The following is a 23,681-nucleotide window of genomic DNA, read 5'->3' as shown; positions in this document are numbered from 1 at the left end:
GTGGATTTGACTCTGTCTGTGGCATTCTGCTCTCGCCAGAAACAAAAAAGGGCTGGCCTAAGCTAACCCTTTGATTTGTTTGGTGGTACGCAGTCATTTGAACTTGATCTGTAAGTTGCTGTTATTTATCTGTTTTGCCAGATAGTGACTCGTTAGGCATACACGTGGGCATACACGGTGCTTGCTGCTGGAGCCGATCAGTGTCAGTTCGCGAGTGCCTGAATAACGTGTGCTGGATCATTGTGGATCGCCCGTAACAAGGCTTTGGCTGGCCCTGTTGGTTCGCGGCGTCCCTGTTCCCAATTGCGTAGAGTGCCGAGCTGAACGTCGATCATTGCAGCGAACCGGGCCTGAGTCAGACCAGTTGCCTTACGGATCTCCTTCACCTGCAGTGCGTCTACAGTGAACTCCCTTGATGGTTGCCTCTCGCCGCGATGGATTTCATCCATCTGTTGGACGCTCTCCAGAAGGTCGTCGAAAAATTTGCTCATGGTGATTACCTCCACCGTTCGATGATGTGCTTGAGCGCTTTGCGTTCCTCTGTGCTCAAGTCGTCTTTTTCATTCTTTGGGTAGATCAGCAGTAGCGCGATCTGTGAGGCCGATGAGAAGTGGTAGTAGATAACTCTGGAGCCACCTCGCTTTCCGCGCCCACTGGAGGCCACCCGTACTTTACGAATGCCTCCCGTGCCTTCGATAACATCACCTTGCTCTGGGCGATCAGCCAGGGTGCGTTGGAAGGCTGCATAGCTATCGTCATCCAAGAGCTCGCGTAGCTGCTTGGTGAAAATTGGAGTTTCGATGAAAATCATGTCTTCATTGTGCGTCAATGGCGTACATGTAGCAACTGCTGATCTATTCAGGGAGTTTTAACGTGTGGCACGTCTTATCTGGTATGGCCGCCTGCATGCCTGAAGCCAGGAAGGATTCTGAGGCTGAAGTGTCCGAAGCGATGGTCGAACGCCTGGACGATCTGGAGTTGGTGCAACTGGCCAAGGCCCGGCTTGATGCCGGCGAGTCAAGAGTCCGCGCTAAGGTCGTAGGTGACGATATCGTGTTTGAGGAGGGAGATGTTCTCTAGTGCCCGTTCCCTCGGAAGGATGGAGCAAATCTGCGCCATCCCTCTTTAGTACGTCGTGCGTCATCTACACGCCGCGGAACGTACTGATGTTTCTTTCCTGGGCAGGCGGGAAATCAACTGGCTACTCACGCGCCACGTTTACTGACTGTGCAAAATCGTGGCGCGTTGTCCCGGGGGCTCAATCATGGGCCAGAAGGGCAGGCGGTTCTGTGATGGGGGAGCAGAACGGGGTGAGTGGGAACAAGAAGCCCTGCGAGGGCGGGGCATATGACAGGAGGCGTTATCCTTGCTTCTTGATCGGCGCAGCCTTCCAGCGTTTTACCATCTTCTCAAAGTCCTGATACAGAGTTTCGGCTACCGCGACCTTGCGAATTTCACGGATGAACGGCTCTGCCTGCTCGTATACGTTTACAACGGTCGTGTACATGCTGTTCTTGAGAATCTCTTCGCAATAGATTTCGTGTGCAACGCATACCGCCGTGCGCTCCCAGTGGTTGAGGACGTAGCGAATTTTGTCTGCGTCGTCCGAATTTCTCTTCTCGGGGTCGGTCGCATAGGTGACTATGTTGTCATTCGGGCTGGTGTGGAGCTGGCGAATGGTTCGGTAACCGCTACGTAGCATGTCGTCGGTTCTCGAGTTAAACATAAGGAGAGCGGTCTCCTTCTGCTTGGCCACAGTCCGATTATGATCCAGAGTGGCCAATGTCGACTCTCTATTTTGATTGAGAGTCGCAATGGTTGCTGTCTTCGCGCTCCTGATTGCCAGGACGGTAGCGCATACGCCGCCCAAGAGGATCAGGTTGTTGGCTGCCGTGCTAGCCGAAAATCTGCATAGAAGGTCTAGGATTTCCATTTCTCGTAATTCTTGTTGGTTGGCAGGCTTCTACGAAAAAGGAGGCTTTCGCCTCCTTTTTCGCAAGGTATCACGTGGGGTTAGATTCCGTCGTACTCGTCTCTGAGGGATAGGTTGATTACGCTTCCTGCTTTACGCTTCCCAATCATTTTTACGCTCACTTTCATGGCACCCTCTCCTAGCTGGCTCTTGTGCGGGCGAACCAGTCACGTAATTAGTATATCAAGCTGTGGATAAGTTCAACGTTGACTTTTTTGATTCCCAATGCATGTCAGGCCAGTTCGTCGCTAATCATCGGCGCTCTACTCCCAAGGTGCGACCGCTCCCGCCATGGCGACCTCATCCCCACGCCACCAGCTCCGTGCCCATCCCCTCAGCAGGCTACGCCCTAAAGGTCCCCGCCGCGCCAGATGGCCTGGCTGGGGGCGTGGTCAAACCCGTTTCGCACTCCACGCTACCAGCCCCGCACCGCCTCCCTCACCCTCAGTGGGGCACTGATCAAGCAGTCACCATCCACTGCACCCAAGCCGCTTGGCCCGGAGACGATCAGCCCAGGCGTCCGCGACAATCACGTCTTTCGAGGATTTATCCTCCCATCCGTTCTTGTCTCGCTGATCGATTATGGCCAGCGACCAGTTGTAGTGAGCCTGGATGATGCCGCACTCGATCTCACGTTGCTTTTTATCTGCCGGAATAGGCCTGTTGATCAGATCTTTTTCATACTCACTGAACGGGCCAAACGCTGAGCATGCAGGCAAAGTGAGAACTACAGCCATAAGCAGCCTGCGGTGCTTTAGCTTCCAGATTGCTGTCACGTTAAGTCTTCCTTTTAAAAGTCCCCACACCTCAGGCGATCTGGCCGAGGATGGTCCGGCTAGGAGTCCTCGTAGGGCCGTATGGTCGCTTTGAGCGCTGCGGCGGCAGATCCTTGCCTCTGCTGTTGCGGAAGCATAAACGGATATAGACTGTATGCCATCACTGTTCGGATAGCCAGTATCCGGCTTAATGCGAAGGAGAGCAGCATGGCACAGCGCGGTAACGTGGTTCGTTCAAAAGGACGGTTCAGCGTGGTCGAGATGGTAAAGACCTACCTTGATGGTAAGCGTGAGGTGATCGGCTATGTAATCACCGGCCCAGGTGCGGACTCGACTTGGTTGTATGGCTCGATTGAGGAGGCAGTCGCTGCTGTCGATGAACTCGATGATGGATACCGTCCGACACCTGGCCCCGGGTTCTAGCTTCACTGCAGCATGAAGCGTTTCGGCCACCCTAGCCCGACGGGGCGAAAAGCGGATTCCCCATCCGCCTGGGTGGCCGGTCTATTCAGAATGGGGCGCCTGGGGAGGTGGGAGGATGGTCAAGATTAACCAGGTAGATGACCTGCCGACTTGGTATGACCTAGAGAAGTATGGAGATTGTGAGAGTTTTGATGGTGCTGAATGGCTTTACCAGCTAGACAGAAGAGTAGATATCTTGCGTATGCATCCTGATTTCAATGAAGGATGCAATACGAGGGATGAGGTTGAAAGGGATATTGTGCTTGATGTGTGGAAGGAGTCTATGAAGGAAATGATGGAATCGGTACGTCAGGAGCCGATGAGTTTTCAAGGATTTAATCGGACGGACTCTTGTTTTAGGCCTAGTTTAAGCGTTTCTCGTGTAACTAGGCGAGATTTTAAAATACAGGCATGCATGGATGAAATTGCTAGAAGGAAAGGTGAAAAAATTCCAGAGAGAAGCGATTGGTGGCGCGTTGTTCGTGGAGATAAAGAGTTAAGGCCGGACGAGGATTTGCCAGCGAATCCTCTCTTCGAGTTTGATTACCACATGAATGGCCACTCATCTATCCCCGTACTTAAGGTTGATCTTTGTGCAACAGACTCTGTGTTGATTGCTTCTTTTGAGCGTTGGCTCAAAGAGGAAAGGGCACGGAGGCCTAGTCATGCCTGTAAGAGGGAGAAACCATCATACCGGGATTGGAAGCGCTATGGCTTGCTACCTTATATGGATTTGTTGACGTGGTCAAAAGAGAATGACTATCAGGTTCCGCACCACATTATGGCGCAAGCCGTAGGCTATAAAAAAGGAGGGGATAGCTTTCGGAAAACTGTTCCTAAGCTGGCGAGCGACCTGATCAAGAGCCTTTCTGAGTTGGAGGCGCTTGTTGCTTTGGAAATTGACTCGGAAAGATTCAAGGCCTGAATCTTTCCGGAAAAATTAGGCTGGCAAACCTCGGCATATAGCAGGCTTCATTTTTCTGTAGTCTTGCTATAAGTTCATTTGTGAGGTGGTCCTAGAAAAAGAATCGTGCCTACAAAATAAGACTTAAAATGGAACTATGTCTTTGTCGCGAATTGGGACGATAGTCGGGCTGTTTTTGTTTTTCTCTACATGTTCAAGAAGTGAGTCCCAGGCAGAGCGAATCCAGGCATAATTTATTTGTTCTGGTGTCGTGCTCCATGTCCCATCTGGATATATTTCCCAAAAGAAAGGGCTTGCCTTGATTGTTTCCCATATTCTTAGTTCATCGTAGGTAAGTGCTTGTGGTATATAAAAAGCCATCTTGACAAAGCGGGTAGATTCATCAGTTGACCATATCTTGTCAATTAGCTCAGAAAACGTCTCACCGAAAGATCCAGTGTGCTGTTGAGCTATTGCATTGGAGATTGCCCATTCGATAACGGCCGTAAGAGATCGTTTTTGCTCTCGCCCCATCATGTCCAAAGCAAATTTGATTTTGGGATCAATCCGAATACCGACGCTGACTGTCGTACTTGTTTCGCCTTTCCGTTTCGTTGTTTTGGTAGCCACCCGCATGTTCCTGCCGTGTCAATTTAGGCCGTTTTTAGACCAAACAGCTGAAGCTTGGCCTACCAGCAAGGTGCCGTCAATCTGGTTGCATGTGGTTTGTTTAGCAAATGCTTGCATGACTATATTTTGCGTTCTATGCTTGCGATAGGTGACTAGATATCTGTCGCCACATGATGGAGAACACCATGGCTCAAGAAGCAATCATCTTTCCTCTTGCTGTAGGCCCTGAAGAGGCTGGTCGCATGACTGGGCACACACGCTCTGCGATCTATGCCGCTATTGCGCGAGGAGAGCTCAAGGCATTCAAGAGTGGCAAGCGCCGCCTGATCTTGACCTGCGATCTGGAGGGCTGGATCAACGGCTTAGCGGGGGGAGGGAAGAGTGAATAGATTCAACAGGCATGAAAAAGCCCCAGGTGCGCCAACACCCAGGGCTTTGGATAACGTCGAAACCAGAGAGGGAAACAACGTCATGAAGAAAGGTACCACGGAACACCCGCAAAGCCACGCAGGCTCTGCGTTGGATGACCCTAACACCCGCATTGTCAGGATGCCTGAGGTGGAAAAGATCACCGGCCTGAAGCGGGCGACGATCTACAAATACCTGGCGTCCGATTCGACTTTTCCCCGGCAAGTGCCACTGAGCGACAGCAAGCAACGTGGAGCGCCAGTCGGCTGGGTGCTGGCCGAGGTTCAGGACTGGGTTCGCAGCCGTAGCGCCCTGCGCGGGGAGGCAGCATGAGCAATCTTACTCGCTTGGCCGAAAAGACCGGCAATGACCTGGTGGCAACTGGCATCGGGCTGGAAACCATCAGCAATCTGCTCTGTGCAGATGGGCGTGAGTATCGCATCTCCGCTGCCGATCTGAACGGCCTTCACCACGCGGCGCTGGCGTTGGCTGCCTACGTTAAAGCTATGGGCTATGACCTGGCCATTGCTGTCGAGACTATGAATGATGGGGGTGTGAAATGAATGCTCGTGTCGAACCGAAAGCGATCCAGATCAAGCCCGACGTCAAAACCGTAGAAGGTACCCGCTTCTACGGCAGTGGCCGGGTCGAAAAGGAGCAGTTTCTGTTCCAGGTAAGTGGCGGGGTCGATTTGACCGATGCGCTGAACAGTATCTCCGACATGCTCGACATGATCGAAGAGCCCATCCTCGACGCGGCGATGGGAGAAAAGGAGTTGCAACACAACGATGCTTGGCGCGTTCATTTCATCCTGAAGGCAGCAAAGGCAGCCGTTGACTCCTTGTGGATCGCCTCTGAGAAAGTTGATCGTGTTGCAAAAGAACTCGCTTCACTGAACAACCAAGGCAGCACTGCCTCCCCGTCAGTCAAGGAGTAACCCATGGCTATCGAAAAACGCCGCATCAGCGGTGCGGGCATTCCTTTGCATAAAGAAAATCAACTTGGTTTTTCTGGCAATGCTGTCGTGCTCGCCATCTCTGGCCAGTCCGTAGGTGCGGGCAGGCAATCAATGTTGAAAGACTTACCAATTCCTGACACTCCTGCTCGCCTGTATGGATCGTTCAACTATGGCCTTCGCAAGGCAGACCATAGCGAGATCCTTGACGACTTCGTCTGGCGCGTTGAGCGCGAGCCAGATGTCCAGAAACGATTGATGCACGCCCAGAGAGCTATCGGTGCGCTGATGGCGCTAACTGCGGTCAACTTTCCCGGGGCAAGTTGTATTTTTTTTCACAAGGATGTGTTTGCTCGCCTATCAGCTATGACCGGTGCAACTCCCGACCAGCTTGTTGCTATGGCCGGGGGGGCGCGATGAGTCTGATAGCTGCTGGCGACCACTCTGCTAGCTCACCTATTGGCAATGAACACTTCCTGTTGCTGGAAAGCCTATTGGCCAAGCTCATGAGTGTTGGATTCGATGCTGCGCAGAAATGCGAACTGGATATGAAAGAAGAGGGCGTAGGTAATACGGAGGCTGAGCAGGTTGCTGGCTGGATTCTGCGGGCCTTCGCAATCGCCAAGTCCGAATTGGCCGAGCTGTTGGCACCTGACTTGCTGAACGATGGTGCTGATTCTCTCGATCCGGCACGGCGCTCCGACCCAGGCATGCTTGCCAAGGTACTTGAGGCCGACTTCGAGCAGAGCACAGTGCTGTTCAGCATATCAGGCCCGATGACGGTTTCACGCAGGGCTTATCGCATCTACGAAGGAGGTTGCGATGGGCATTGAACGATCCCCTCAACAGCCTAAGACGGTCCAGCCCCTTCCTGGTCGCACCATAGCCGGCCCCTGGCCCAGCTATGCGGGTTTCACCCATCTGCCCGAGCACGAGCGTTGGAAACTCTACGAATCCGCCAAGCGCAATCGCCGTGAGCTGGAGGGGCAGGGTTTCGAGATGGTGGAGAGCTACGACGCCTTCGTGCAGCGGGTTACCCGGGAGCTCGACATATGAGCGTAATTCCATTTCCTGGCACACAGCGGGCTCGGTTCGAGGAGCAGGAGCCGCCCATCCGGGACATGAAGGATTTCAGCCTGGTGGTGCTGGCCAACATTGCCATGGGAGCCCTGATTGAGGAACGTGGATGCCCTTGCCCAGAGATCAGCCGCACTCTCTCCGTTGTCGATGAGCTCTACAGACGTTTGCACCTGAAAAGCCAGGGGGACGTTTGATGGCTCGTGCCCGCAATATCAAGCCTTCCATCATGGCCAACGAGGATCTGGTAGAGCTGGATCCTTTTGAGCGCCTTCTGTTCATCTATCTGTGGATGTTGGCGGACCGGGAAGGGCGTTTGGAGGATCGCCCAAAGCGGATCAAGGCCGAGGCATTGCCCTACGATAGTGTCGACGCCGACCTGATGCTGGACAACCTGGCCAGGGCAGGTTTCATCCTGCGATATGACGTGGACGGGGTCAAACTCATCCAGGTACTGAACTTCGCCAAGCACCAGACTCCGCATGTCCGTGAACAGGCCAGCAACCTTCCTGGCTTTGCCTACAAAACAGCCGCTCCAGAACAAAGCAGCGCCAAGGTGGTGCCTGAGCACATCCAAGGCAGTGATGAGCCATCGCCAAGATCGCCTGATTCTCTGATTCCGGATTCTCTGATTCCTGATACCAGAGAAGAGCATGTCCAGACCGGGCAAGCCGGCCAGGACGTTCCCGCACCGGAACAGATCTCCAGCGAGGGGCAGGGGAAAGTCAAACCTGCCACCCCGAAGCCTGATCCGCTGGAGGGCTTCGATCAGTTCTACCGGCTGTACCCGAAGCGGCAGAAGCGAGCCGACGCCGAGAAGGCCTGGCGCAAGCTGAACACCCTCCAGCGCCAGGCGGCCATGGCGGCGTTGCCAAAGCACTGCCAGCAGCCTGACTGGCTCAAGGATGCAGGCCAGTTCGTGCCGTTGCCTGCGTCGTGGCTGAACGGCAAGCGCTGGGAGGACGAGCTGTCCACGCAGAACACTCACCACCCTCCGTCGCGCTTCACCGACCTGGACCAGATCGACCACGAAGCCGGGCTTGAGCAACAGCCCGATGGCACCTACCGGATAGCGAGGCAGCGAGCATGAGCGCTCCCAAGTACACCCTGACAACCAAGCCCCATCAGGTCTGCGAAGCGCATGGGGACTTCGACGACCACCTGATCGAACAATTCGGTGGCGTGGTTGCCCGCGTTGCCACTTCGACGCAAAGAACTCCTCCGACGAATCGGCGAGCCGCGATGCGTCGCAGGTGCAGGCCGACCGTGACCTGAACCAGCGCCTGCTGGATACCGGGATTCCACCCCGGTTCCGCCCGGCTACCCTGGCGAACTACCGTACCGACCGCCATGCCAAGCAGGCCGGTGTGCTGCAGGCCTGCTGGGAATACGCAGAGCATTTCGGCGATGGCCTGCGTGCCGGTCGTTCGATGCTGCTGCTCGGCGCCATGGGTACCGGCAAGACGCATCTGGGCTGCGCGGTGTTGCAGCGGGTGGTGCGCGATTACGGCCAGCATGGCGTGGCCGGGCGTTACGTGTCGGCTCCCGGGATCATCCGGGCGGTGAAGGCGACCTTCGGCAAGTCCGAACGTAGCGAGGATGATGTGTACACCGAGCTGTGCATGCCGGGCCTGCTGGTGATCGACGAGATCGGCGTGCAGCGCGACACGGACTTCGAGCGGCAGGTGCTGTTCGAGGTGATCAATGCCCGCTACGAGCGCGGCCTGCCGACCGTCGCCATCTCGAACCTGAACATCCTGGAGCTGCGCAAGTGCGTCGGTGACCGTGTGGTGGACCGCCTCTGCGAAGGTGGTGGCCAGGTGGTGCTGCTGCGTTGGGACTCTGAGCGGGGGCTGGCATGAGCGAGAGACGCGAGCTGTACAGCCTGGAGGCCGAGCATGGTGTGTTGGGTGCGGTCATGCTGGCCTCCCTGCGCAAGGACGATGGCCTGGTGGAGCAGATCCTGGGCGAGGTGGACTCGGGCGATTTCTTCATCGAGGACAACGCCGCGCTGTTCCTGGCGATTGAGGACAGCAGCAGCGAAGGGATGCCAGTGGACCCGGTGACGGTAGGAATCACCCGGCGCCTGCTGCCCAGCGGTGAGAGCACGCTGGCCTATGCGGGCGAGATCAGCAAAAACGTACCGTCCGCGGCGAACTGGAAGGTCTACGCCAAGCATCTGCATGGCCTGGCCGTATTGCGCCAGGTGGTGGCGGCTGCCAGCACCGTGCATGAGCTGGCCCATGAGAACCGGCCAGTGCCGGAAATCGTCGCCCAGGCCCAGTAGGCGCTGGCTGACCTGCGCGACCTGGGTGAGGAGGATCAGGAGGTCTATCGGATCGGTGAGGTATTGCCGATGGTGGTCGACCGTATCGACAACGACCTCAGTGGTCGCAGGGTGCCACACCTGTCCACTGGCCTGCTCGATCTGGACCGGCTGATTGGCGGTGGACTGCGGCGCAAGTCGATGGTGGTGATTGCCGGACGCCCGGGGGAAGGCAAGACCACCCTGGGGCTGCAGAAGATCGCTCAGAGCATCGTGCTGAGTGGTTCCGGTGTGGGGTTGGTATTCAGCCTTGAGATGACCAAGGAGGAGCTGACCACCCGTGGTATCGCCTCGGTTGGCAGTATTGACCTGCGCCGCCTGGACGATGCCGCTCTGCTGACGGACGACGATTGGCCGAGGATCACCGCCGCTGTAGGCAAGCTGAACCCGGTCGAGTTGTACCTGTGTGATCGCCCAGGCCTGACGGTGGTACGGATCCGCAGCATTGCGCGGCAGGTGCAACGCCAGCATGGGCTGGATGTGCTGGTGGTGGATTACATCGGACTGATCGCCACCAGTGGCCGAGCGGGGAACCGGGCCGAGGCAATCGGCGCTGTCTCCACGTCGCTGAAGAACCTGTCGAAGGAGCTGGGCATCCCGGTGCTGGTGTTGGCACAGCTCAACCGCGAATCGACCAAGCGCACGGGTAAGTCCAGGCGCCCGCAGGCCAGTGATCTTCGTGATTCCGGGCAGATTGAGCAGGCTAGAGACTGGAAGACCAGCCAGAAAACGTCTTGAGGGTTTGATATGCGCATTCCATGGGCAACTGACGCACATTCTCCGGCATACCTTTGCCAGCCACTTCATGATGGGGGGAGGGGATATCCTGACGCTGCAACGTATTTTGGGCCACGGTGATATCAAGATGACGATGCGCTATTCGCATCTGTCGCCTGACCATCTGGCGAGTGCTTTGCGCTTTTCGCCGTTGGCTCAATTGGGAGGGGTGTAGGCTACTTTTGGGCTATTCTTGGGCTACCGACAAAAACAAAAAAGGGCTAGCCTAAGCTAACCCTTTGATTTGTTTGGTGGCTACGCAGGGACTTGAACCCCGGACCCCAGCATTATGAAATGAGGCAACTGCCTGTTGTAGAGCGTGAATGTCAGTAAAAATGGGGCTTTGCGGGTAGCAATGATGTGGTTAGGTGTCGTCCATGGTGGGTTGCAAGTGCTTTTGGGACACGCCTTTGTTTTACCTTGGTTGTTGCGTGATGCGCAACACGGTATATTGCTTCTATGATCAAGTCTTTCCAGCACAAAGGGCTACGCAAGCTCTTCGAAACGGGTAGTACGGCTGGGGTGCAACCTTCCCATGCCAAACGGCTGCGGATGCAGTTGGCGGCCTTGGACACGGCTATGACGGTAGACGATATGGATATCCCTGGCTTCCGCTTGCATCCACTCAAGGGAGAAATGCGAGGGCGCTGGTCGATCATGGTGAACGGCAACTGGCGGCTGACGTTCGAGTTTCGCGACGGAAACGCTTATGTTCTGGACTATGAGGATTACCACTGATGAATATGCATAACCCACCCCATCCTGGTGAATTCATCACCGATATCTACTTGGAGCCGAATGGCATCAGCGGTCGTGAACTGGCCGAAAAGCTGCGCGTAGCACCCTCGACCCTGAGCCGTGTGCTCAAGGGCACTAGCCGTGTAACGCCGGAAATGGCCCTACGCCTTTCGGTAGCGCTTGGTCGCTCGCCTGAAAGTTGGCTAGCCATGCAGGATACTTACGATCTATGGAATGCTCGCCAGCATGTGGATCTGCAGCAGGTGGGAAGATTGGCGTTTGCCTGAATGAATTTGATTTTTAGCTTCCAGCTTCGAAACTCTGCCGAATTTCATGACTAACAAAAAGATTCAAGATAATCCATCTTATGTGGAAGTAAGAAATCTGGTTAACGGTGTCGAAGTTTTCGAGTGCTTGTATAACCTTATTCCACAATTAAGAGAGAAATATCCAGGTTTTCAAGGTGTCTTTGATGAGCTTTCAAAAAGCAAGATTGATATGGATGCGCCCTATATTCCAGATGGATTCAATAAAAGATTCTCCGCTGTAGGCTGGATTGCTTATGAGTCGATGCCAATTGATATTGCTAGGGAGGCTATTAGGATTCATGACGAAACTGGAATAAGTTGCGCTGAAAAATATCTTGCAAATGCTTATGATGAGGCTTTTTTAGATTGGGCATCAAGGGGGTTTCATTATCCAGAAGCTTTTGCTTCACGATTAAGGCTCATAAATTTAGCAAAGGTTGACTATTTGAATGAGAGGTACCACGCATGTGTCCCTCTTCTGCTTATTCTGCTAGATGGGATTGTCAATGACGTGACAAAGAGTATTGGTTTTTTTGCAAGCTCTACGGATTTGACTGCTTGGGACTCAGTTGCCGCTCACAGTTCGGGTCTGCAGGTTCTAGCTTCCCTTTTCTCTAAGGGTAGATTTATTACAACCGAGGAAGAAATAACTATCCCTTACAGAAATGGAATTCTTCATGGCCGTGATCTAGTATTTGATAATAAGTTAGTGTCGGCCAAATGCTGGGCTGCGCTTTTTGCAATTAAAGACTGGGCTGACTCAGTTATCGAAGGCAAGAAGAGTCCGCCCAAAAGTAAAGATGACTTGTCATTGCTTGAGCTAATTGAGAGAAAGGAAAAAAGAGAGGTTGTAAAAAAACTATTCCAAGAATGGCTGCCTAGGCAGCCAAACGAGTTGAGTCATCTTCCTGTGTCAGAAGGGGTGGGCACTATTCCTCAAGGTACACCTGAATTAACTCTCTGGAGCTTTCTAGAGAGTTGGAAAAATAAAAGGTATGGATTAATGGCTGAAGTCTTGCGCCATTGTCTCGGTGAACCAAGAGGGAAGTGCGCCGGCGATGTAAAAAATGACTATTCCAAGCTAAATCTAGCTTCCTTTAATATAGTGTCACTAATAGATACTTCTCCTTCAGTTAGTGTGTTAAAAACAATTTTGAGATTTCCAGAAAAAGACGTGCAATTAGATATTCATTTGTCTTATGTAGACAGAGCTGGGTACAGCTGTGTTAGATCATGTGCTGGTGGTCAGTGGCTTATACTTCAAAACTCTCTAGGTAGTATTCTTTATCCCCAGTATTAATTAAGTCAGCTCTTATTAGTCTGTATGGTAAGGCCTCTTTTATTGGCGAACCATCGCTGGGCCACTTCCGCTGTTACCTGCTGCCCGCTTCTTGTCCTGCCAATTTTAGGTCTGCTTCGGCGTAAGCTGGACTGATCTGTCCTCGGGATGGGTCAACCTCCCCTCGAACAATGTACAGCTCGTACTCAGGATATGCCGCCAGCAGCGCGGACAGGTCCTCCACCCTGGTCTTGGTTCTGATGTCTGTCGCCACGGTCTGCCACCGTCGACGATCGCTGATGGCCGTGCTCTTGGCCAAGGCTGATGGGCCTATATGCCTAACGACCTCTCTTAGCCTTTCTTCCATATTCTAAAACCGTCTATAAAATGACGAAATTTTCGTCACGACGAATATTTCGTCATGTATAGTTTCTCTTGTTGACGAATATTTCGTCATGCATAAATACCCTTAACCACAGTTTATGAGCATTTCAGAGGCAGGGATAGGCATGTCCATACAGCATCTAAGCGAACCACCTTTTGACGTCAGCTTCGACATCGATGGAAAGCGAGTGATCTACCTCGACTGTCGCAATGCCCTCATGTGTAGCAAAGAGGTGTATGCGGCCATGCTGGGTGTCAGCGTTGACACCGTGATCTCCTGGATGCAGAGCGGGACGGTCCCGAGCGTGAAAATGGGCCGGCCGCGTGTAGTCAACCTCGCTCAAATTCGTACTGACTTGGCAAAGGGCAAAACCATCTTCGCGCAGGGAGACTACGTCGATGAGTAAGGAAAATGCACAACACGGCAATGTGGTGGCGCTGGGAACCTCGATTGGCGACCTTTGCAGCATCGTGACCTTCGCCATGGCCAGCGGTATCCCTGTTGAGGAGGTCGCGGAATGGGTGAAGAACGGCACGCTTCCAAGCGTGGTCCTTTCAGACTTCCGCATGGTGAATGTCCGCCAGCTTCGCCAGGACCTACTGAACGGCAAGGTGGACTTCAAGGTGGGGGACTACAGCCATGAATAGCCCCAATCCTATCTTGAACGCCTCCAATGCCATGGACTATGTCGGCCAGACTGTCTTGGTAGAACAGGTTTGGGATGATGTGCCGAAGCCTTTCTGGTCGTGCCTGCATATTGTCGGTGTGGTGCTGCCCATTAGCGGTGTGTATGAAAACTCTTACTTCATGACCCTGCGGCTGGGTGGTCTTGATAAGTATCCCAACGAACTGTTCTTCGCGTGCATTCGTACGATCAGGGTGATGCGGTACCGCGACCGGCATGGTTCCGGCAACGTACTGGGCCGCATAGCCCTCCCTAACGCTGTGGGGTCAAGGGCCGCGCTCCCGGCTCGTCGGAACGGGCACGTTCCGACGAACGGAAGCACGGGCGCAGCGCACCCTTGACGCTACGCGATCATGAATAGCCTGCATGCGGGAGTGTGGGGTGGCTTCATCGCCCCGCGCTCCCGAGCCCTCGGCGGCAAGAGTTGGATGACAAGGGCAAAGCCCTTGGTGTTGAACCACTCGCTGCGCCACTGTCCTCGATGTTTGTCGCGCCTCCCTGTGCGCCGTAGCCGCCTCTGGTTACTCCCTCCATCCCCTGAAACGCTGCCGCTCCTGTTGGCCCTCCTGTTCGCCCTGGGTATGTCCTTGTCCTGGGGTTCTCTGGTGGCTGGCGGTGGTGCTCCAGGGCATTCCTTTTCCATCGGTTGGATGGATGGCGAAGACGGGAGCGGGCGCGGCGGTGGGTAGGTAGCGAGGGACGAGCGACTTGCGCGGCGGCGCGCCCGTGACGTCCCTGTAACACGTCTTAGAAACTCTTTTCAAAGTAATGGTTAATCTTCAATAAAGGGATAAAGCAATGGCAGCTAAAGATTTCATCAGAGTGAATCGTCAAACCGGCGAGCAGTCTGCGACTGGCCGTTTGTTCTTTGACTTCCAGGGCCAGGGTGTGGCCGATCTTTCGCGCGTCCGCCTGCTACGTTGCGGCGTCGATACGGTCCGCCAGCTGTACCGGGGTATGATCCGTCCAGAGGTCATGGGTTTGTTTGAGAAGCCGGGCACCCTGGTCGAGTTTGCAGGGGAGACGTGGCATGCCGGTCGGGTAGGGCGAGACTCGGGCTACCAGTACAAGCTGCAGAATGCCGATCTTGGTTTCATCCTGCTCATCAAAAACTTCAACTCCAAGATCGAGAACATCGGGCCGCACCTCAAGATTGAGGTGTCACCCCATGTGATCGACAGCCAGTCGCCAGACAGCTTACAGACCCGCCTGGATGGGCTAGCAGGGGCCGTGCTGAGCAATCTGGAGCAAAACCAGTGCGCGGTGCACCTTGCTCTTGATCTGCAAGGTTGGGTGCCTCCAGCGGATATGGTGGCCCGGATGCACTGCCGTGCCCGTACCGTCCGTGATATCTCAGGGATCAATGAGCTTCATTGGGAGACGAAAAGCAGCGTCTACGGTCGTGGCGAGACCTTCATGTTTGGCTCGGCGGGTGGCGTCCAGTTGGCCATCTACAACAAGACCGAGCAGGCCAGGGCGACCGATAAGCTCGACTACTGGGAGGGCGTATGGAAGCGCCGTGATAGTTTCGATGATGGCGACTCAGACAACTATGATCCTCAACAGGACGTATGGCGGGTGGAGCTTCGTTACCACCACTCCATCGTCCAGCAGTTCGCCAACGGATCGTATGATCTGCGAACCGGGGGAATCATCGACACCACTTCCTATGCGGCCTTCTCGGGGCACCTGGACGGCCTGTGGCGTTACGGTTTGCGCCAGTTCAAGCTGCTGGCTCGCCCTGGTTACTTCGAGCCGATCTGGACCCTGGTCCGGGAGGATGTGAAGGTCGATCTACCGGTTTTCTCGCTGCTCAATGACACTGAGTATCGCCGTGACTACAAGACGGCACGGGGCTTCTCGGGCAAGAACGTCGAACTATTCCTGGGCAACTTCATCAGCCTGCTGGCCCGGGAGCGTGTCCCAGCAAAAAAGGCTTTCACCACCCTAAAACGCTGGGACTGTTGGCGCGTCATTCGGGAGCATTACGCGGCAAAAGGCGTAAGTGAAGGCCAATTGCTGGAGCATATCGAAACGCTCATGCAAGAGCGCCATGTCAGGTGGGGCAGGGCCATATGATCGTCAAAGGCGCATCGGGTTGGGATGCGGACTTCTGGCTGGATCGTACGGCGGGGATTCGCAAGCGCAAGAAAGGATTCAGGACCAAAGCTGAGGCTGAGCGCTGGGTGTCTGAGTTAAAGCGCGACTACTCCATGCGTGGACGTGATCCAGGAGAGCGCCTGTCTGATCTGGTAAAGGTCTGGCATGAGTTGCATGGGTGTACGCTCAAAGACCCATACCGTTTGCCGCGGACAATGGCAGTAGTCCAGGGGCTGGGCGATCCCATCGCGTCTGAACTGACCGCGTTGGATTTCAGTCGTTACCGGGCCGAGCGTTTGAAGACCTGCACGGCATCGACCGTGAATCATGAGCATCGTTATCTCAAGTCGGTGTTCAACGAGTTGATACGCCTTGGCGTATGGCATCAGGGCAATCCAGTGGGAAGCCTTCGCCAGCTCAAGGTCGATGAGGTCGAACTAACCTATCTGAGCCTGGAAGAGTGCCGCCTTGTGCTGGATGAGTGCGCCGCCTCGATGAACAGCCATACCTTGCCTGTTGCAAAGCTCTGTCTGGCAACCGGTGCTCGATGGGATGAGGCTGAGTCGATTACGCGGGCGAACCTGAGCAATGGCCAGGTGCGTTTTGTCAGGACCAAGAACGGAAAGAGTCGGTCGGTGCCGATCCCGCCAGAGCTTGAGCGTTTGATCCTGGAGCGTGGGTATCCAGGGGCAGGACGACTATTCAGCAGTTGCCGGGGAGCCTTCCGTAAGGCGTATGAGCGGACAGAGCTGAACACGCCTGGGCAGTTGACGCATATCTTGCGGCATACCTTCGCGAGTCATTACATGATGCGTGGCGGGAGCCTGATTGCGTTGCAACGAATCCTGGGGCATGGCGATATCAAGATGACCATGCGATATTCGCACCTCGCGCCTGACCACTTCGCAACCGCATTGATGCTTTCGCCGCTTGCTCTGCTGGAGTCTGCGGGAAGTTTGAGACAAGATTGGGACGCTGCTGGGACAGTGCCAGAAACAAAAAAGGGCTAGCCTAAGCTAACCCTTTGATTTGTTTGGTGGCTACGCAGGGACTTGAACCCCGGACCCCAGCATTATGAATGCTATGCTCTAACCAGCTGAGCTACGTAGCCAACGTGGCGCGCATTATTCTCGTCTTGGTTGAGGCTGTCAACCCTCTGTTTCAATAATTTATCCGTGTTTTTTCAAATGCTTATGTACATGGCTGTCAGTCGGTGTGCCAGCGGATTTCCTGCTCGCCGTTCTGGCTGACACTGATCCAGCGGTCGGCTTCTTCCAAGGCTTCTTCTTCCTGCCAGCCGCCAGGGGCGCAACGGATTTCAACGCCGAGGGCCTGGTAGGCGGCATGGGCGCAGGCAAGGTCGTCGGGCCAGGGGGTAGTGGTGCTTTCCAGTAGCAGGCAATGCCATTTGCCTACGGCGCGTGGCAGCCAGGTCACGGGGATGCCGTTTGCGCTGCATTTGAAGGTCTGGCCTTTCTGCTGCCAGGGCGTGCAGGCGCCAATCGCCTGCTGCAGCCAGTCGTTGACGGCTTGCTGGCTGGCGTCCTTGAGGTAGATCTCGATATCGGGTTGGCGCATGTCGGCGTGCCTTGCAGGTGGTTGGGGTCAGTCCCGCTGAATCCAGTCGTAGCGTATCGCAACCCGTACGGTCAGGGGGCTTTCGATCACGGCGGTGCGGCGTTCGGCGCTGGCGCGCCAGCCGTGAGGGGTCATGGCCAGCAGGTCCGCACGGGCTTGTGCGTCGGCCAAGTGAAGTTCGTAGGTGAGGGTTTCGCTGTGGGCCAGGTGCATGCCGTGTGGAATCAGCGACAGATGCTTTTCGTCGTCGTAGTCACGCACTTCGTCGTACAGGCGTTGGCGCAGTTCCAGCAGGTGCTCGCGGGTTGGTCCCATGCGCAGCAGGCCACCACCGGAAGGCAGCAGGCGCCGGGCCTCCTGCCAGTCGAGGGGGCTGAAGACACTGGCCAGCAAGTCGCAACTGGCGTCTGCAAGTGGGATGCGAGCCATGCTGGCGACCAGCCACTCGACTGACGGCGCGCGCTTGCAGGCGCGTTTCACCGCCTCGCGGGAAATGTCCAGGGCATAGCCTTCGGCAGCCGGCAGCGCCTGGGCGATCAGGGCGCTGTAGTAGCCCTCGCCGCAGCCGATGTCCAGCCAGTGCCTGGGTTGGCGTTCTGCGGCCAGTTGCGCCAGACGCGAGGCCAGCGGCGCGTAGTGTCCCGCTTCGAGGAAGCGGCGCCGAGCCTCGACCATGGCCAGGTTGTCGCCAGGGTCGCGACTGTTCTTGTGCTGCACTGGCAGCAGGTTGAGGTAGCCCTGGCGTGCCCGGTCGAAGCGATGGTTGGACGGGCAGACGACGCTGTTTTCCTGCGGCTGCAGAGGCCCCTGGCAGATCGGGCAGGTCAGCATGCGAGCAGGCGCTTCAGGGTCTGGTAGTAGATGTCGGCGAGCAGGTCGAGGTCGCTGGCCAGGATGTGTTCGTCCACCTGGTGGATGGTGGCGTTGACCGGCCCCAGTTCCACCACCTGCGTGCCCAGTGTGGCGATGAAGCGCCCGTCGGAGGTGCCGCCGCTGGTGCTCGGGGTGGTCTCGCGGCCTGTGATGTCGCGGATGCTGGCGGCGACGGCATCGAGCAGGGCACCGGGTTCCGTGAGGAAGGGCAGGCCGGACAACTCCCAGTCGACGGCCCAGTCGAGGCCGTGCCTGTCGAAGATCTCGGCGGTACGGCGCTTGAGGTCTTCGACGGTGGATTCGGTGGAGAAGCGGAAGTTGAACAGGGCCTTCAGGGTGCCGGGGATGACATTGGTGGCGCCGGTGCCCGCATTCAGGTTGGAGATCTGGAAGCTGGTCGGCGGGAAGAAGGCGTTGCCGGCGTCCCAGTGTTCGGCAGCCAGCTCGGCCAGGGCCGGCGCGGCCAGGTGGATGGGGTTGTGTGCCAGGTGCGGATAGGCGACGTGACCTTGCTTGCCGCGCACGGTCAGGGTGCCGCCGAGGGAGCCGCGTCGGCCATTCTTGACCACGTCCCCGACCTTTTCGGTGCTGGACGGCTCGCCGACGATGCACCAGTCCAGGCGTTGTTGGCGCTCGCGCAGGCGCTCGACCACAGCCTTGGTGCCGTGGTGAGCCGGACCTTCTTCGTCGCTGGTGATGAGGAAGGCGATTTGCCCGGTGTGCTCGGGATAGTCCCGCGTGAAGCGCTCCACTGCGGTCACCATGGCGGCGATGCTGCCTTTCATATCGGCTGCGCCGCGCCCACGCAGCATGCCCTGGGCATCTACCTGGGCCTTGAACGGCGGTGTGCTCCAGGCGGTTTCCGGGCCAGTCGGGACTACGTCGGTGTGGCCGGCGAAGCACAGCACCGGGCCTTGTTCGCCATGTACCGCCCAGAGGTTCTGTACGTCTTCGATATCCATCCGCTCGATGGCGAAGCCACACGCTGCCAGCCGTTCAGCGAGCAGTTGCTGGCACCCTTCGTCCCGTGGTGTCACCGATGGGCGGTCGATCAGCTCGCAGGCGAGTTGCACGGTAGGGGACAGGGTTGCAGCGCTCATCATGGCTCCTGGGGCGGGTGGAAAGGGGCGTCATATTAAATTAAAAAGCCTCCTGGCAGGAGGCTTGTCGGGCGTGCTAGGTGCCTTATTCAGGCACCTCGTCGTCATTCGCGCCCTGGCGTGGACGGGCCGACAGCAGGGCCATGATCAGTGCGGCCAGGTAGGGCAGCGACTGCACCAGCAGCACGATGACCCAGAAGGTCACGTCCAGCCCGCCCTGTTTCTGCGTCAGGGTGATGCCCAGTGCTGCGCCCCAGAGCAGCAGCATGATGAAGACTTCTTCCCGCGCTTCGGCCAGGGCCACCAGCAGGCCGTGGTTGCTGCGCATCTTCGGTGTGCGGAAGAACGGAATGCTGCTGGTGACGAAGCCGTACAGCACCGCCTTGGCGATGGTGTGCGACAGCGCCAGGCCTGCGATGGCCGCAGCGATGGCGTCGCGCATGCGCACGCCGACGGCGCGCCGATAGAGGAAGAGAATCTTGCCCAGTTTGAACAGGAACAGCGCCAGCGGCGGCAGGGCGAAGATCAGCAGCGGAGGATCGACCCGGTTGGGCACGATGATCATCGCCGCCGACCAGAGCAGCGCGCCGACAGTGAAGAAGATGTTCAGGCCATCGGCGATCCACGGCAGCCAGCCCGCGATGAAGTGGTAGCGTTGCCCGCGCTTGAGCTGGCTGCCCTTGCCCAGCAGCAGGCTGGACAGGTGCCGTTTCATGATCTGGATGGCGCCGTAGGCCCAGCGGAAACGCTGTTTCTTGAAGTCGATGAAGGTGTCGGGCATCAGGCCCTTGCCGAAGCTGTGTTCCGAGTAGGCGGCGGACAGCCCTTTCTCGAAGATGCGCAGGCCGAGTTCGGCGTCCTCGGTGATGCACCATTCAGCCCACTTCAGTTCGCTGAGGACGCTGCGCCGGGTCATGGTCATGGTGCCGTGCTGGATGATCGCGTCGCGGTCGTTGCGTGTCACCATGCCGATATGGAAGAACCCCTTGTACTCGCAGTAGCAGAGTTTCTTGAACAGCGATTCCCGCTCGTCGCGGTAGTCCTGTGGCGACTGCACCACGGCGATGCGCGGATCGGCGAAATGCGGTGTCATCTGCTTGAGCCACTCGGGCGCGACGCAGTAGTCGGAGTCGATCACCGCGATGATCTCGGCATCTTCCGCGGTGTGTTGCAGGGCATAGTTCAGCGCGCCACCCTTGAAGCCGGCCAGGGGCGCGACGTGGAAGAAGCGAAAGCGCGGCCCGAGTTTTTCGCAATGCGCCTGCAGGGGTTCCCAGACCGCCGGGTCGCGGGTGTTGTTGTCGATTACCAGCACTTCGAAGTCGGCATAGTCCAGGCGCGACAGCGCGTCGAGGGTCTGGATCACCATGTCCGGTGGTTCGTTGTAGCAGGGCACGTGCACCGAGACCTTGGGGCGGTAGTCGCTGTCGCCGGTGACTGGCAGGAACGGGCGCTGGCGCTGGCGCTTCCAGACGGTTTCCGCCAGTTCGTGGGCTTCGGTCAGCAGCACGATCATCACGCCGAGCGCGCCCAGTGCGAGCAGGACGCCGACGGTGATGCTGAACCAGTCGGCGTATTGCTGGCTGAAGTCGTAGGCGATCCACACCAGCATGGTGGCGACCAGGAAGGCAACGATGGTGAGGAAGGTGCGGCCACGCTGACGCAGGGCGCTGCCGTCGATCATCAGCAGTGCCAGCGCCAGCAGTGCCAGTACGCCGGAGGCGCTGGCCAGCAGGCGCCATTGGGGGATTTCCACCACCGGACCGGTCATGGGGAATTTCATCTGCCGTTCGGCGTTGAACACGCCCCAGTAGGCGCCAACCGAGCCTTCATCACTGGCTTTCCAGGGTTGGTCGAAGGCTTCGATGATGAAGTAGTTGTAGCCGTTGCCGTTCAAGGTGTTGACCAGTTTGCGCAGGTACAGCGCCTGGTCGGCCTGGTTGGCCTCGGCACGTCCCTGGGCGCGGCCATTGCTCGGCCAGCCGACCTCGGCCAGCAGCAATTGCTTTTTCGGGAAGGCTTTCTTCAGTTCGCGTGCCCGTTGCAGCACATAGTCCACCGACTGTTCCTGCGGAATGAATTCCCAGTAGGGCAGGACGTGGGCGGCGATCAGGTCGACGTGCTTGGCCAGTTCCGGGTATTTCTGCCAGATATGCCATTGCTCGGCGGTGGTCACCGGGACTTTCAGGGCGCTGCGTACCCGATCCAGGTAGCCGGCCATCTGCTCAGGTGTGACTTCCTCGCGGAACAGCGCCTCGTTGCCGACGATCACCCGCACCACGCTACGCTCGCGCTTGGCGATCTCGATGCCTTTCTCGATCTGCCATTCGTTGGCCTGCGGGTCGTCGCTGATCCAGATGCCAAGGGTCACGCGCAGCCCGGACTCCTCTGCAAGACGCGGGATTTCCCCGAGCACGCCGTCGACCGAGTAGGTGCGGATGTTGTCGGTCTGCTCGGCGACCAGTTCCAGGTCGGCGCGCACTTCATCCTCGCTGGGATAGTGGTTCTCCTGCGGGTTCTGGTGCAGGCGGAAGGGCGAGAAGGAGTAGCCGGAAATGTGTTCCGGCCAGTCGGGCGCCGAGAGGGGCTGGTTGTACCAGGCCCACAGGCCGGTGAACAGGGAAGCCACGGCCACGACCATGACCAGGTTGAGACCAAATTTGCGTGCGGACATGAATTCAAGGGTTCCAGAGAGAGGAACAGGGGCGCGGCGAATGCCGGCCGCGCATCCTACTCTTGCGTTCGAGAGGTTGTATAGATGCAGGTTCTAGCTGCCCTGACGCGAATGCGGTATCGCAACCATCGCATCGATTCCCGCCTGCGCGGGAATGACGATAGCGTCCAGCGTCCCGTTGCTTTTCAGTGGTTATAATCACCCGCTTTTTGTCACCTGAATCAGCCAGGAGTTTCGATGGTCCTCGATGAGCAGCGTTTCGGCGGTATCGCCCGCCTGTATGGGCGTGAGGGCCTGGAGCGGCTGGCGGCCGCCCATGTCGCGGTGGTTGGTATCGGCGGTGTCGGTTCCTGGGCTGCCGAAGCGCTGGTGCGCAGCGGCGTCGGCGAGATCACGCTGTTCGACCTGGACGATGTCTGCGTGACCAACACCAATCGCCAGGTGCATGCGCTGCAAGGGCAGGTCGGGCGGCCCAAGGTCGAGGTGATGGCCGAGCGCCTGTTGGCGATCAACCCGTCCTGCGTGGTGCATGCAGTGGCGGATTTCGTTACACGCGAGAACATGGCCGAGTGCATCACGGAGCAACTGGATTTCGTCGTCGACTGCATCGACAGCGTGATGGCCAAGACGGCGCTGATCGCCTGGTGCAAACGGCGCAAGATCCAGATCGTCACCACCGGCGGCGCAGGCGGGCAGGTCGATCCGACGCAGATCCGCATCACTGACCTGAACAAGACTTTCAACGACCCATTGGCGGCGAAGGTGCGCTCCATGCTGCGGCGCGACTACAACTTCTCCCGCACGCCGGGGCGCAATTACAGCGTGCCCTGTGTCTTTTCCACTGAGCAACTGCGCTATCCGGCGGCGGATGGTGGCGTCTGCCAGAGCAAGGGTTTCGTCGGCGAGGGGGTGCGCCTGGACTGTGCGGGCGGCTTCGGCGCGTCGATGATGGTCACGGCCAGTTTCGGCATGACCGCGGCGGCCAAGGCCGTGGAGAAACTGGTGGCGGGCGCGCGCAGGCCGAGCGAGCGGGGCTGACCCGGCCGGGCGTCGATCAGCGGGGCTCGGCCTTGCGGGTTTCCTGGTCGGCGCTCCAGATGCGGTAGCTCACTTCCACGTCCCGGGGGGTGTAGACGACGATGGGCAACTTGCTGTTGTAGCGCAGCAGGGTCGGCTCGCCACCCAGTGTCACCAGGGCCTTGCGCTTGGCCTGGCCGGGGCAGCCCATCAACGTGCTCATCGGACCTGTCAGTTTGTCCAGCTGGTAATAGTTATAGCCCCAGCCGCTGACGGTCTTCTCCTGCAACTGACCGCCGAACCAGTGCTGGTTGCAGTCGACTTCCAGTTCCTTGCCAATGATGAGTTCCACTTTGTATCGCTCCTCGCCATCGCGCGGTTCGAGCTGGATGACCTGGCGCACCTGGTCGGCCTGCGCGGACGGGTAGGGCTCCAGCTTGCCATCGGTATTGGCGCAGGCAAGCAGGGGGATGGTGGCAAGCAGCGTCGCGAGGGGTTTGAGGTGGTTCATGGTGTCACTCCTGTGGTCGAGTCGCATGAGTCGGACAGGCTGTTGGCAGTGAAGTTCGTGTGCTGGCGAGTGTGGATGGCATATCTGTGCTGATCCATAGGATCATGATTCTGTCATTTATGGTCATTGAATGCTGCCTGGGCCTG

The 23,681-nt window shown here is 57.3% G+C and carries 34 protein-coding genes, 1 tRNA gene and 1 pseudogene; 25 read left to right on the top strand and 11 right to left on the bottom strand.

Annotated elements, in window-relative coordinates; all coding sequences use genetic code 11:
* Window positions 1-203 precede the first annotated feature (203 nt).
* Both nadS and HW090_RS03405 read right to left on the bottom strand, forming a co-directional pair.
* Window positions 204-491: a NadS family protein gene (gene nadS, locus HW090_RS03410; protein WP_179112159.1), complete on the bottom strand. Its 288-nt coding sequence runs from the start codon at window positions 489-491 to the stop codon at window positions 204-206.
* A gap of 5 nt (window positions 492-496) precedes the next feature.
* A complete protein-coding gene (locus tag HW090_RS03405; RefSeq protein WP_179112158.1) occupies window positions 497-811 on the bottom strand; it encodes a type II toxin-antitoxin system RelE/ParE family toxin in 315 nt (104 codons plus the stop codon).
* 62 nt (window positions 812-873) lie between these two features.
* On the opposite strand from HW090_RS03405, the gene HW090_RS03400 reads away from it, so the two are divergent.
* Complete coding sequence (locus tag HW090_RS03400) at window positions 874-1,080, top strand: hypothetical protein (protein ID WP_179112157.1); 207 nt, start codon at window positions 874-876, stop codon at window positions 1,078-1,080.
* A gap of 280 nt (window positions 1,081-1,360) precedes the next feature.
* On the opposite strand, the gene HW090_RS03395 is transcribed toward HW090_RS03400, so the two are convergent.
* Both HW090_RS03395 and HW090_RS03390 read right to left on the bottom strand, forming a co-directional pair.
* Window positions 1,361-1,933: a DUF4760 domain-containing protein gene (locus HW090_RS03395; protein WP_179112156.1), complete on the bottom strand. Its 573-nt coding sequence runs from the start codon at window positions 1,931-1,933 to the stop codon at window positions 1,361-1,363.
* Between the two features lie 506 nt (window positions 1,934-2,439).
* Window positions 2,440-2,748, bottom strand: coding sequence for a hypothetical protein (locus HW090_RS03390; protein ID WP_179112155.1), 309 nt, complete (start codon window positions 2,746-2,748; stop codon window positions 2,440-2,442).
* 207 nt (window positions 2,749-2,955) lie between these two features.
* On the opposite strand from HW090_RS03390, the gene HW090_RS03385 reads away from it, so the two are divergent.
* Together HW090_RS03385 and HW090_RS03380 are read left to right on the top strand one after the other, a co-directional pair.
* Window positions 2,956-3,171 carry a hypothetical protein gene (locus HW090_RS03385; RefSeq protein ID WP_179112154.1) on the top strand — a complete coding sequence of 72 codons (216 nt, stop codon included), beginning with the start codon at window positions 2,956-2,958 and terminating at the stop codon, window positions 3,169-3,171.
* A gap of 115 nt (window positions 3,172-3,286) precedes the next feature.
* The gene (locus HW090_RS03380; RefSeq protein WP_179112153.1) at window positions 3,287-4,135 is read left to right on the top strand and encodes a DUF6387 family protein; all 849 of its coding nucleotides are present in this window, start codon (window positions 3,287-3,289) and stop codon (window positions 4,133-4,135) included.
* A gap of 123 nt (window positions 4,136-4,258) precedes the next feature.
* Here HW090_RS03380 and HW090_RS03375 read toward each other — a convergent pair whose 3' ends face one another.
* Window positions 4,259-4,744 (bottom strand): hypothetical protein, encoded by a 486-nt coding sequence (locus HW090_RS03375; protein ID WP_179112152.1) that lies wholly within the window; start codon window positions 4,742-4,744, stop codon window positions 4,259-4,261.
* Between the two features lie 185 nt (window positions 4,745-4,929).
* On the opposite strand from HW090_RS03375, the gene HW090_RS03370 reads away from it, so the two are divergent.
* The 21 genes and pseudogenes from HW090_RS03370 to HW090_RS03270 all read left to right on the top strand — a co-directional run bounded on the left by HW090_RS03370 (window position 4,930) and on the right by HW090_RS03270 (window position 16,792).
* Window positions 4,930-5,133 carry a helix-turn-helix domain-containing protein gene (locus HW090_RS03370; RefSeq protein WP_179112151.1) on the top strand — a complete coding sequence of 68 codons (204 nt, stop codon included), beginning with the start codon at window positions 4,930-4,932 and terminating at the stop codon, window positions 5,131-5,133.
* Between the two features lie 82 nt (window positions 5,134-5,215).
* On the top strand, window positions 5,216-5,485 hold the full coding sequence (locus tag HW090_RS03365) for an AlpA family phage regulatory protein (RefSeq protein WP_256930734.1): 270 nt from the start codon (window positions 5,216-5,218) through the stop codon (window positions 5,483-5,485).
* Window positions 5,482-5,715: a hypothetical protein gene (locus HW090_RS03360; protein WP_179112150.1), complete on the top strand. Its 234-nt coding sequence runs from the start codon at window positions 5,482-5,484 to the stop codon at window positions 5,713-5,715. The genes HW090_RS03365 and HW090_RS03360 overlap by 4 nt, the downstream gene beginning before the upstream one ends.
* Window positions 5,712-6,089, top strand: a complete 378-nt coding sequence (locus HW090_RS03355) for a DUF3077 domain-containing protein (RefSeq protein ID WP_179112149.1) — start codon at window positions 5,712-5,714, stop codon at window positions 6,087-6,089. The genes HW090_RS03360 and HW090_RS03355 overlap by 4 nt, the downstream gene beginning before the upstream one ends.
* Window positions 6,090-6,092: 3 nt before the next feature.
* On the top strand, window positions 6,093-6,527 hold the full coding sequence (locus HW090_RS03350) for a hypothetical protein (RefSeq protein WP_179112148.1): 435 nt from the start codon (window positions 6,093-6,095) through the stop codon (window positions 6,525-6,527).
* Window positions 6,524-6,940 carry a hypothetical protein gene (locus HW090_RS03345; RefSeq protein ID WP_179112147.1) on the top strand — a complete coding sequence of 139 codons (417 nt, stop codon included), beginning with the start codon at window positions 6,524-6,526 and terminating at the stop codon, window positions 6,938-6,940. Before HW090_RS03350 ends, HW090_RS03345 begins: the two co-directional genes overlap by 4 nt.
* Window positions 6,930-7,163 carry a hypothetical protein gene (locus tag HW090_RS03340; protein WP_179112146.1) on the top strand — a complete coding sequence of 78 codons (234 nt, stop codon included), beginning with the start codon at window positions 6,930-6,932 and terminating at the stop codon, window positions 7,161-7,163. The genes HW090_RS03345 and HW090_RS03340 overlap by 11 nt, the downstream gene beginning before the upstream one ends.
* Entirely contained in the window at window positions 7,160-7,381 is a 222-nt protein-coding gene (locus tag HW090_RS03335; RefSeq protein ID WP_179112145.1) for a hypothetical protein, read from the top strand. Before HW090_RS03340 ends, HW090_RS03335 begins: the two co-directional genes overlap by 4 nt.
* Window positions 7,381-8,274, top strand: coding sequence for a phage replication protein (locus HW090_RS03330; protein WP_179112144.1), 894 nt, complete (start codon window positions 7,381-7,383; stop codon window positions 8,272-8,274). The genes HW090_RS03335 and HW090_RS03330 overlap by 1 nt, the downstream gene beginning before the upstream one ends.
* A 163-nt stretch (window positions 8,275-8,437) precedes the next feature.
* Complete coding sequence (locus HW090_RS03325; protein WP_256930732.1) at window positions 8,438-9,046, top strand: ATP-binding protein; 609 nt, start codon at window positions 8,438-8,440, stop codon at window positions 9,044-9,046.
* Entirely contained in the window at window positions 9,043-9,471 is a 429-nt protein-coding gene (locus HW090_RS03320; RefSeq protein ID WP_179112143.1) for a DnaB-like helicase N-terminal domain-containing protein, read from the top strand. The genes HW090_RS03325 and HW090_RS03320 overlap by 4 nt, the downstream gene beginning before the upstream one ends.
* Window positions 9,472-9,540: 69 nt before the next feature.
* Window positions 9,541-10,248 carry a DnaB-like helicase C-terminal domain-containing protein gene (locus HW090_RS03315; RefSeq protein WP_179112142.1) on the top strand — a complete coding sequence of 236 codons (708 nt, stop codon included), beginning with the start codon at window positions 9,541-9,543 and terminating at the stop codon, window positions 10,246-10,248.
* A 10-nt stretch (window positions 10,249-10,258) separates the two neighbouring features.
* Window positions 10,259-10,462, top strand: a pseudogene (locus tag HW090_RS03310) (tyrosine-type recombinase/integrase); the annotation flags it as partial.
* A 284-nt stretch (window positions 10,463-10,746) separates the two neighbouring features.
* A complete protein-coding gene (locus HW090_RS03305) occupies window positions 10,747-11,025 on the top strand; it encodes a type II toxin-antitoxin system RelE/ParE family toxin (RefSeq protein WP_179112141.1) in 279 nt (92 codons plus the stop codon).
* Window positions 11,025-11,312 (top strand): HigA family addiction module antitoxin, encoded by a 288-nt coding sequence (locus HW090_RS03300; RefSeq protein WP_179112140.1) that lies wholly within the window; start codon window positions 11,025-11,027, stop codon window positions 11,310-11,312. The genes HW090_RS03305 and HW090_RS03300 overlap by 1 nt, the downstream gene beginning before the upstream one ends.
* 46 nt (window positions 11,313-11,358) lie before the next feature.
* Window positions 11,359-12,633 (top strand): hypothetical protein, encoded by a 1,275-nt coding sequence (locus HW090_RS03295; RefSeq protein WP_179112139.1) that lies wholly within the window; start codon window positions 11,359-11,361, stop codon window positions 12,631-12,633.
* Window positions 12,634-13,121: 488 nt separating this feature from the next.
* Window positions 13,122-13,403 (top strand): DNA-binding protein, encoded by a 282-nt coding sequence (locus tag HW090_RS03290; protein WP_256930731.1) that lies wholly within the window; start codon window positions 13,122-13,124, stop codon window positions 13,401-13,403.
* On the top strand, window positions 13,396-13,644 hold the full coding sequence (locus tag HW090_RS03285; RefSeq protein ID WP_179112138.1) for a hypothetical protein: 249 nt from the start codon (window positions 13,396-13,398) through the stop codon (window positions 13,642-13,644). Before HW090_RS03290 ends, HW090_RS03285 begins: the two co-directional genes overlap by 8 nt.
* A complete protein-coding gene (locus HW090_RS03280) occupies window positions 13,637-14,023 on the top strand; it encodes a hypothetical protein (RefSeq protein ID WP_179112137.1) in 387 nt (128 codons plus the stop codon). The genes HW090_RS03285 and HW090_RS03280 overlap by 8 nt, the downstream gene beginning before the upstream one ends.
* A 457-nt stretch (window positions 14,024-14,480) precedes the next feature.
* On the top strand, window positions 14,481-15,761 hold the full coding sequence (locus HW090_RS03275) for a hypothetical protein (RefSeq protein WP_179112136.1): 1,281 nt from the start codon (window positions 14,481-14,483) through the stop codon (window positions 15,759-15,761).
* Window positions 15,758-16,792, top strand: coding sequence for a tyrosine-type recombinase/integrase (locus HW090_RS03270; RefSeq protein ID WP_179112135.1), 1,035 nt, complete (start codon window positions 15,758-15,760; stop codon window positions 16,790-16,792). Before HW090_RS03275 ends, HW090_RS03270 begins: the two co-directional genes overlap by 4 nt.
* A 24-nt stretch (window positions 16,793-16,816) precedes the next feature.
* Here the strand turns inward: HW090_RS03270 and HW090_RS03265 are convergent.
* The 5 genes from HW090_RS03265 to HW090_RS03245 form a co-directional block, all read right to left on the bottom strand.
* Window positions 16,817-16,893 (bottom strand) — tRNA-Met (locus HW090_RS03265).
* 95 nt (window positions 16,894-16,988) lie between these two features.
* Window positions 16,989-17,360, bottom strand: coding sequence for a hypothetical protein (locus HW090_RS03260; RefSeq protein WP_179112134.1), 372 nt, complete (start codon window positions 17,358-17,360; stop codon window positions 16,989-16,991).
* Between the two features lie 27 nt (window positions 17,361-17,387).
* Window positions 17,388-18,191 (bottom strand): putative RNA methyltransferase, encoded by an 804-nt coding sequence (locus HW090_RS03255; protein WP_179112133.1) that lies wholly within the window; start codon window positions 18,189-18,191, stop codon window positions 17,388-17,390.
* The gene (gene dapE, locus HW090_RS03250) at window positions 18,185-19,333 is read right to left on the bottom strand and encodes a succinyl-diaminopimelate desuccinylase (RefSeq protein WP_179112132.1); all 1,149 of its coding nucleotides are present in this window, start codon (window positions 19,331-19,333) and stop codon (window positions 18,185-18,187) included. The genes HW090_RS03255 and dapE overlap by 7 nt, the downstream gene beginning before the upstream one ends.
* Before the next feature lie 85 nt (window positions 19,334-19,418).
* Complete coding sequence (locus HW090_RS03245) at window positions 19,419-22,007, bottom strand: glycosyltransferase (protein WP_179112131.1); 2,589 nt, start codon at window positions 22,005-22,007, stop codon at window positions 19,419-19,421.
* Window positions 22,008-22,244: 237 nt separating this feature from the next.
* Here HW090_RS03245 and tcdA point away from each other — a divergent pair, with 237 nt between their 5' ends.
* A complete protein-coding gene (gene tcdA, locus HW090_RS03240) occupies window positions 22,245-23,045 on the top strand; it encodes a tRNA cyclic N6-threonylcarbamoyladenosine(37) synthase TcdA (protein ID WP_179112130.1) in 801 nt (266 codons plus the stop codon).
* 16 nt (window positions 23,046-23,061) lie between these two features.
* Here tcdA and eco read toward each other — a convergent pair whose 3' ends face one another.
* Complete coding sequence (eco, locus tag HW090_RS03235) at window positions 23,062-23,535, bottom strand: serine protease inhibitor ecotin (protein WP_179112129.1); 474 nt, start codon at window positions 23,533-23,535, stop codon at window positions 23,062-23,064.
* Between the last annotated feature and the right edge of the window lie 146 nt (window positions 23,536-23,681).

It is taken from the genome of Pseudomonas sp. ABC1 (assembly GCF_013395055.1).
In the GTDB taxonomy this organism is placed as follows: Bacteria; Pseudomonadota; Gammaproteobacteria; order Pseudomonadales; family Pseudomonadaceae; genus Stutzerimonas.
Note: the sequence above shows the minus strand (reverse complement) of the source record. Positions and strands in the feature narration are given on the sequence as shown.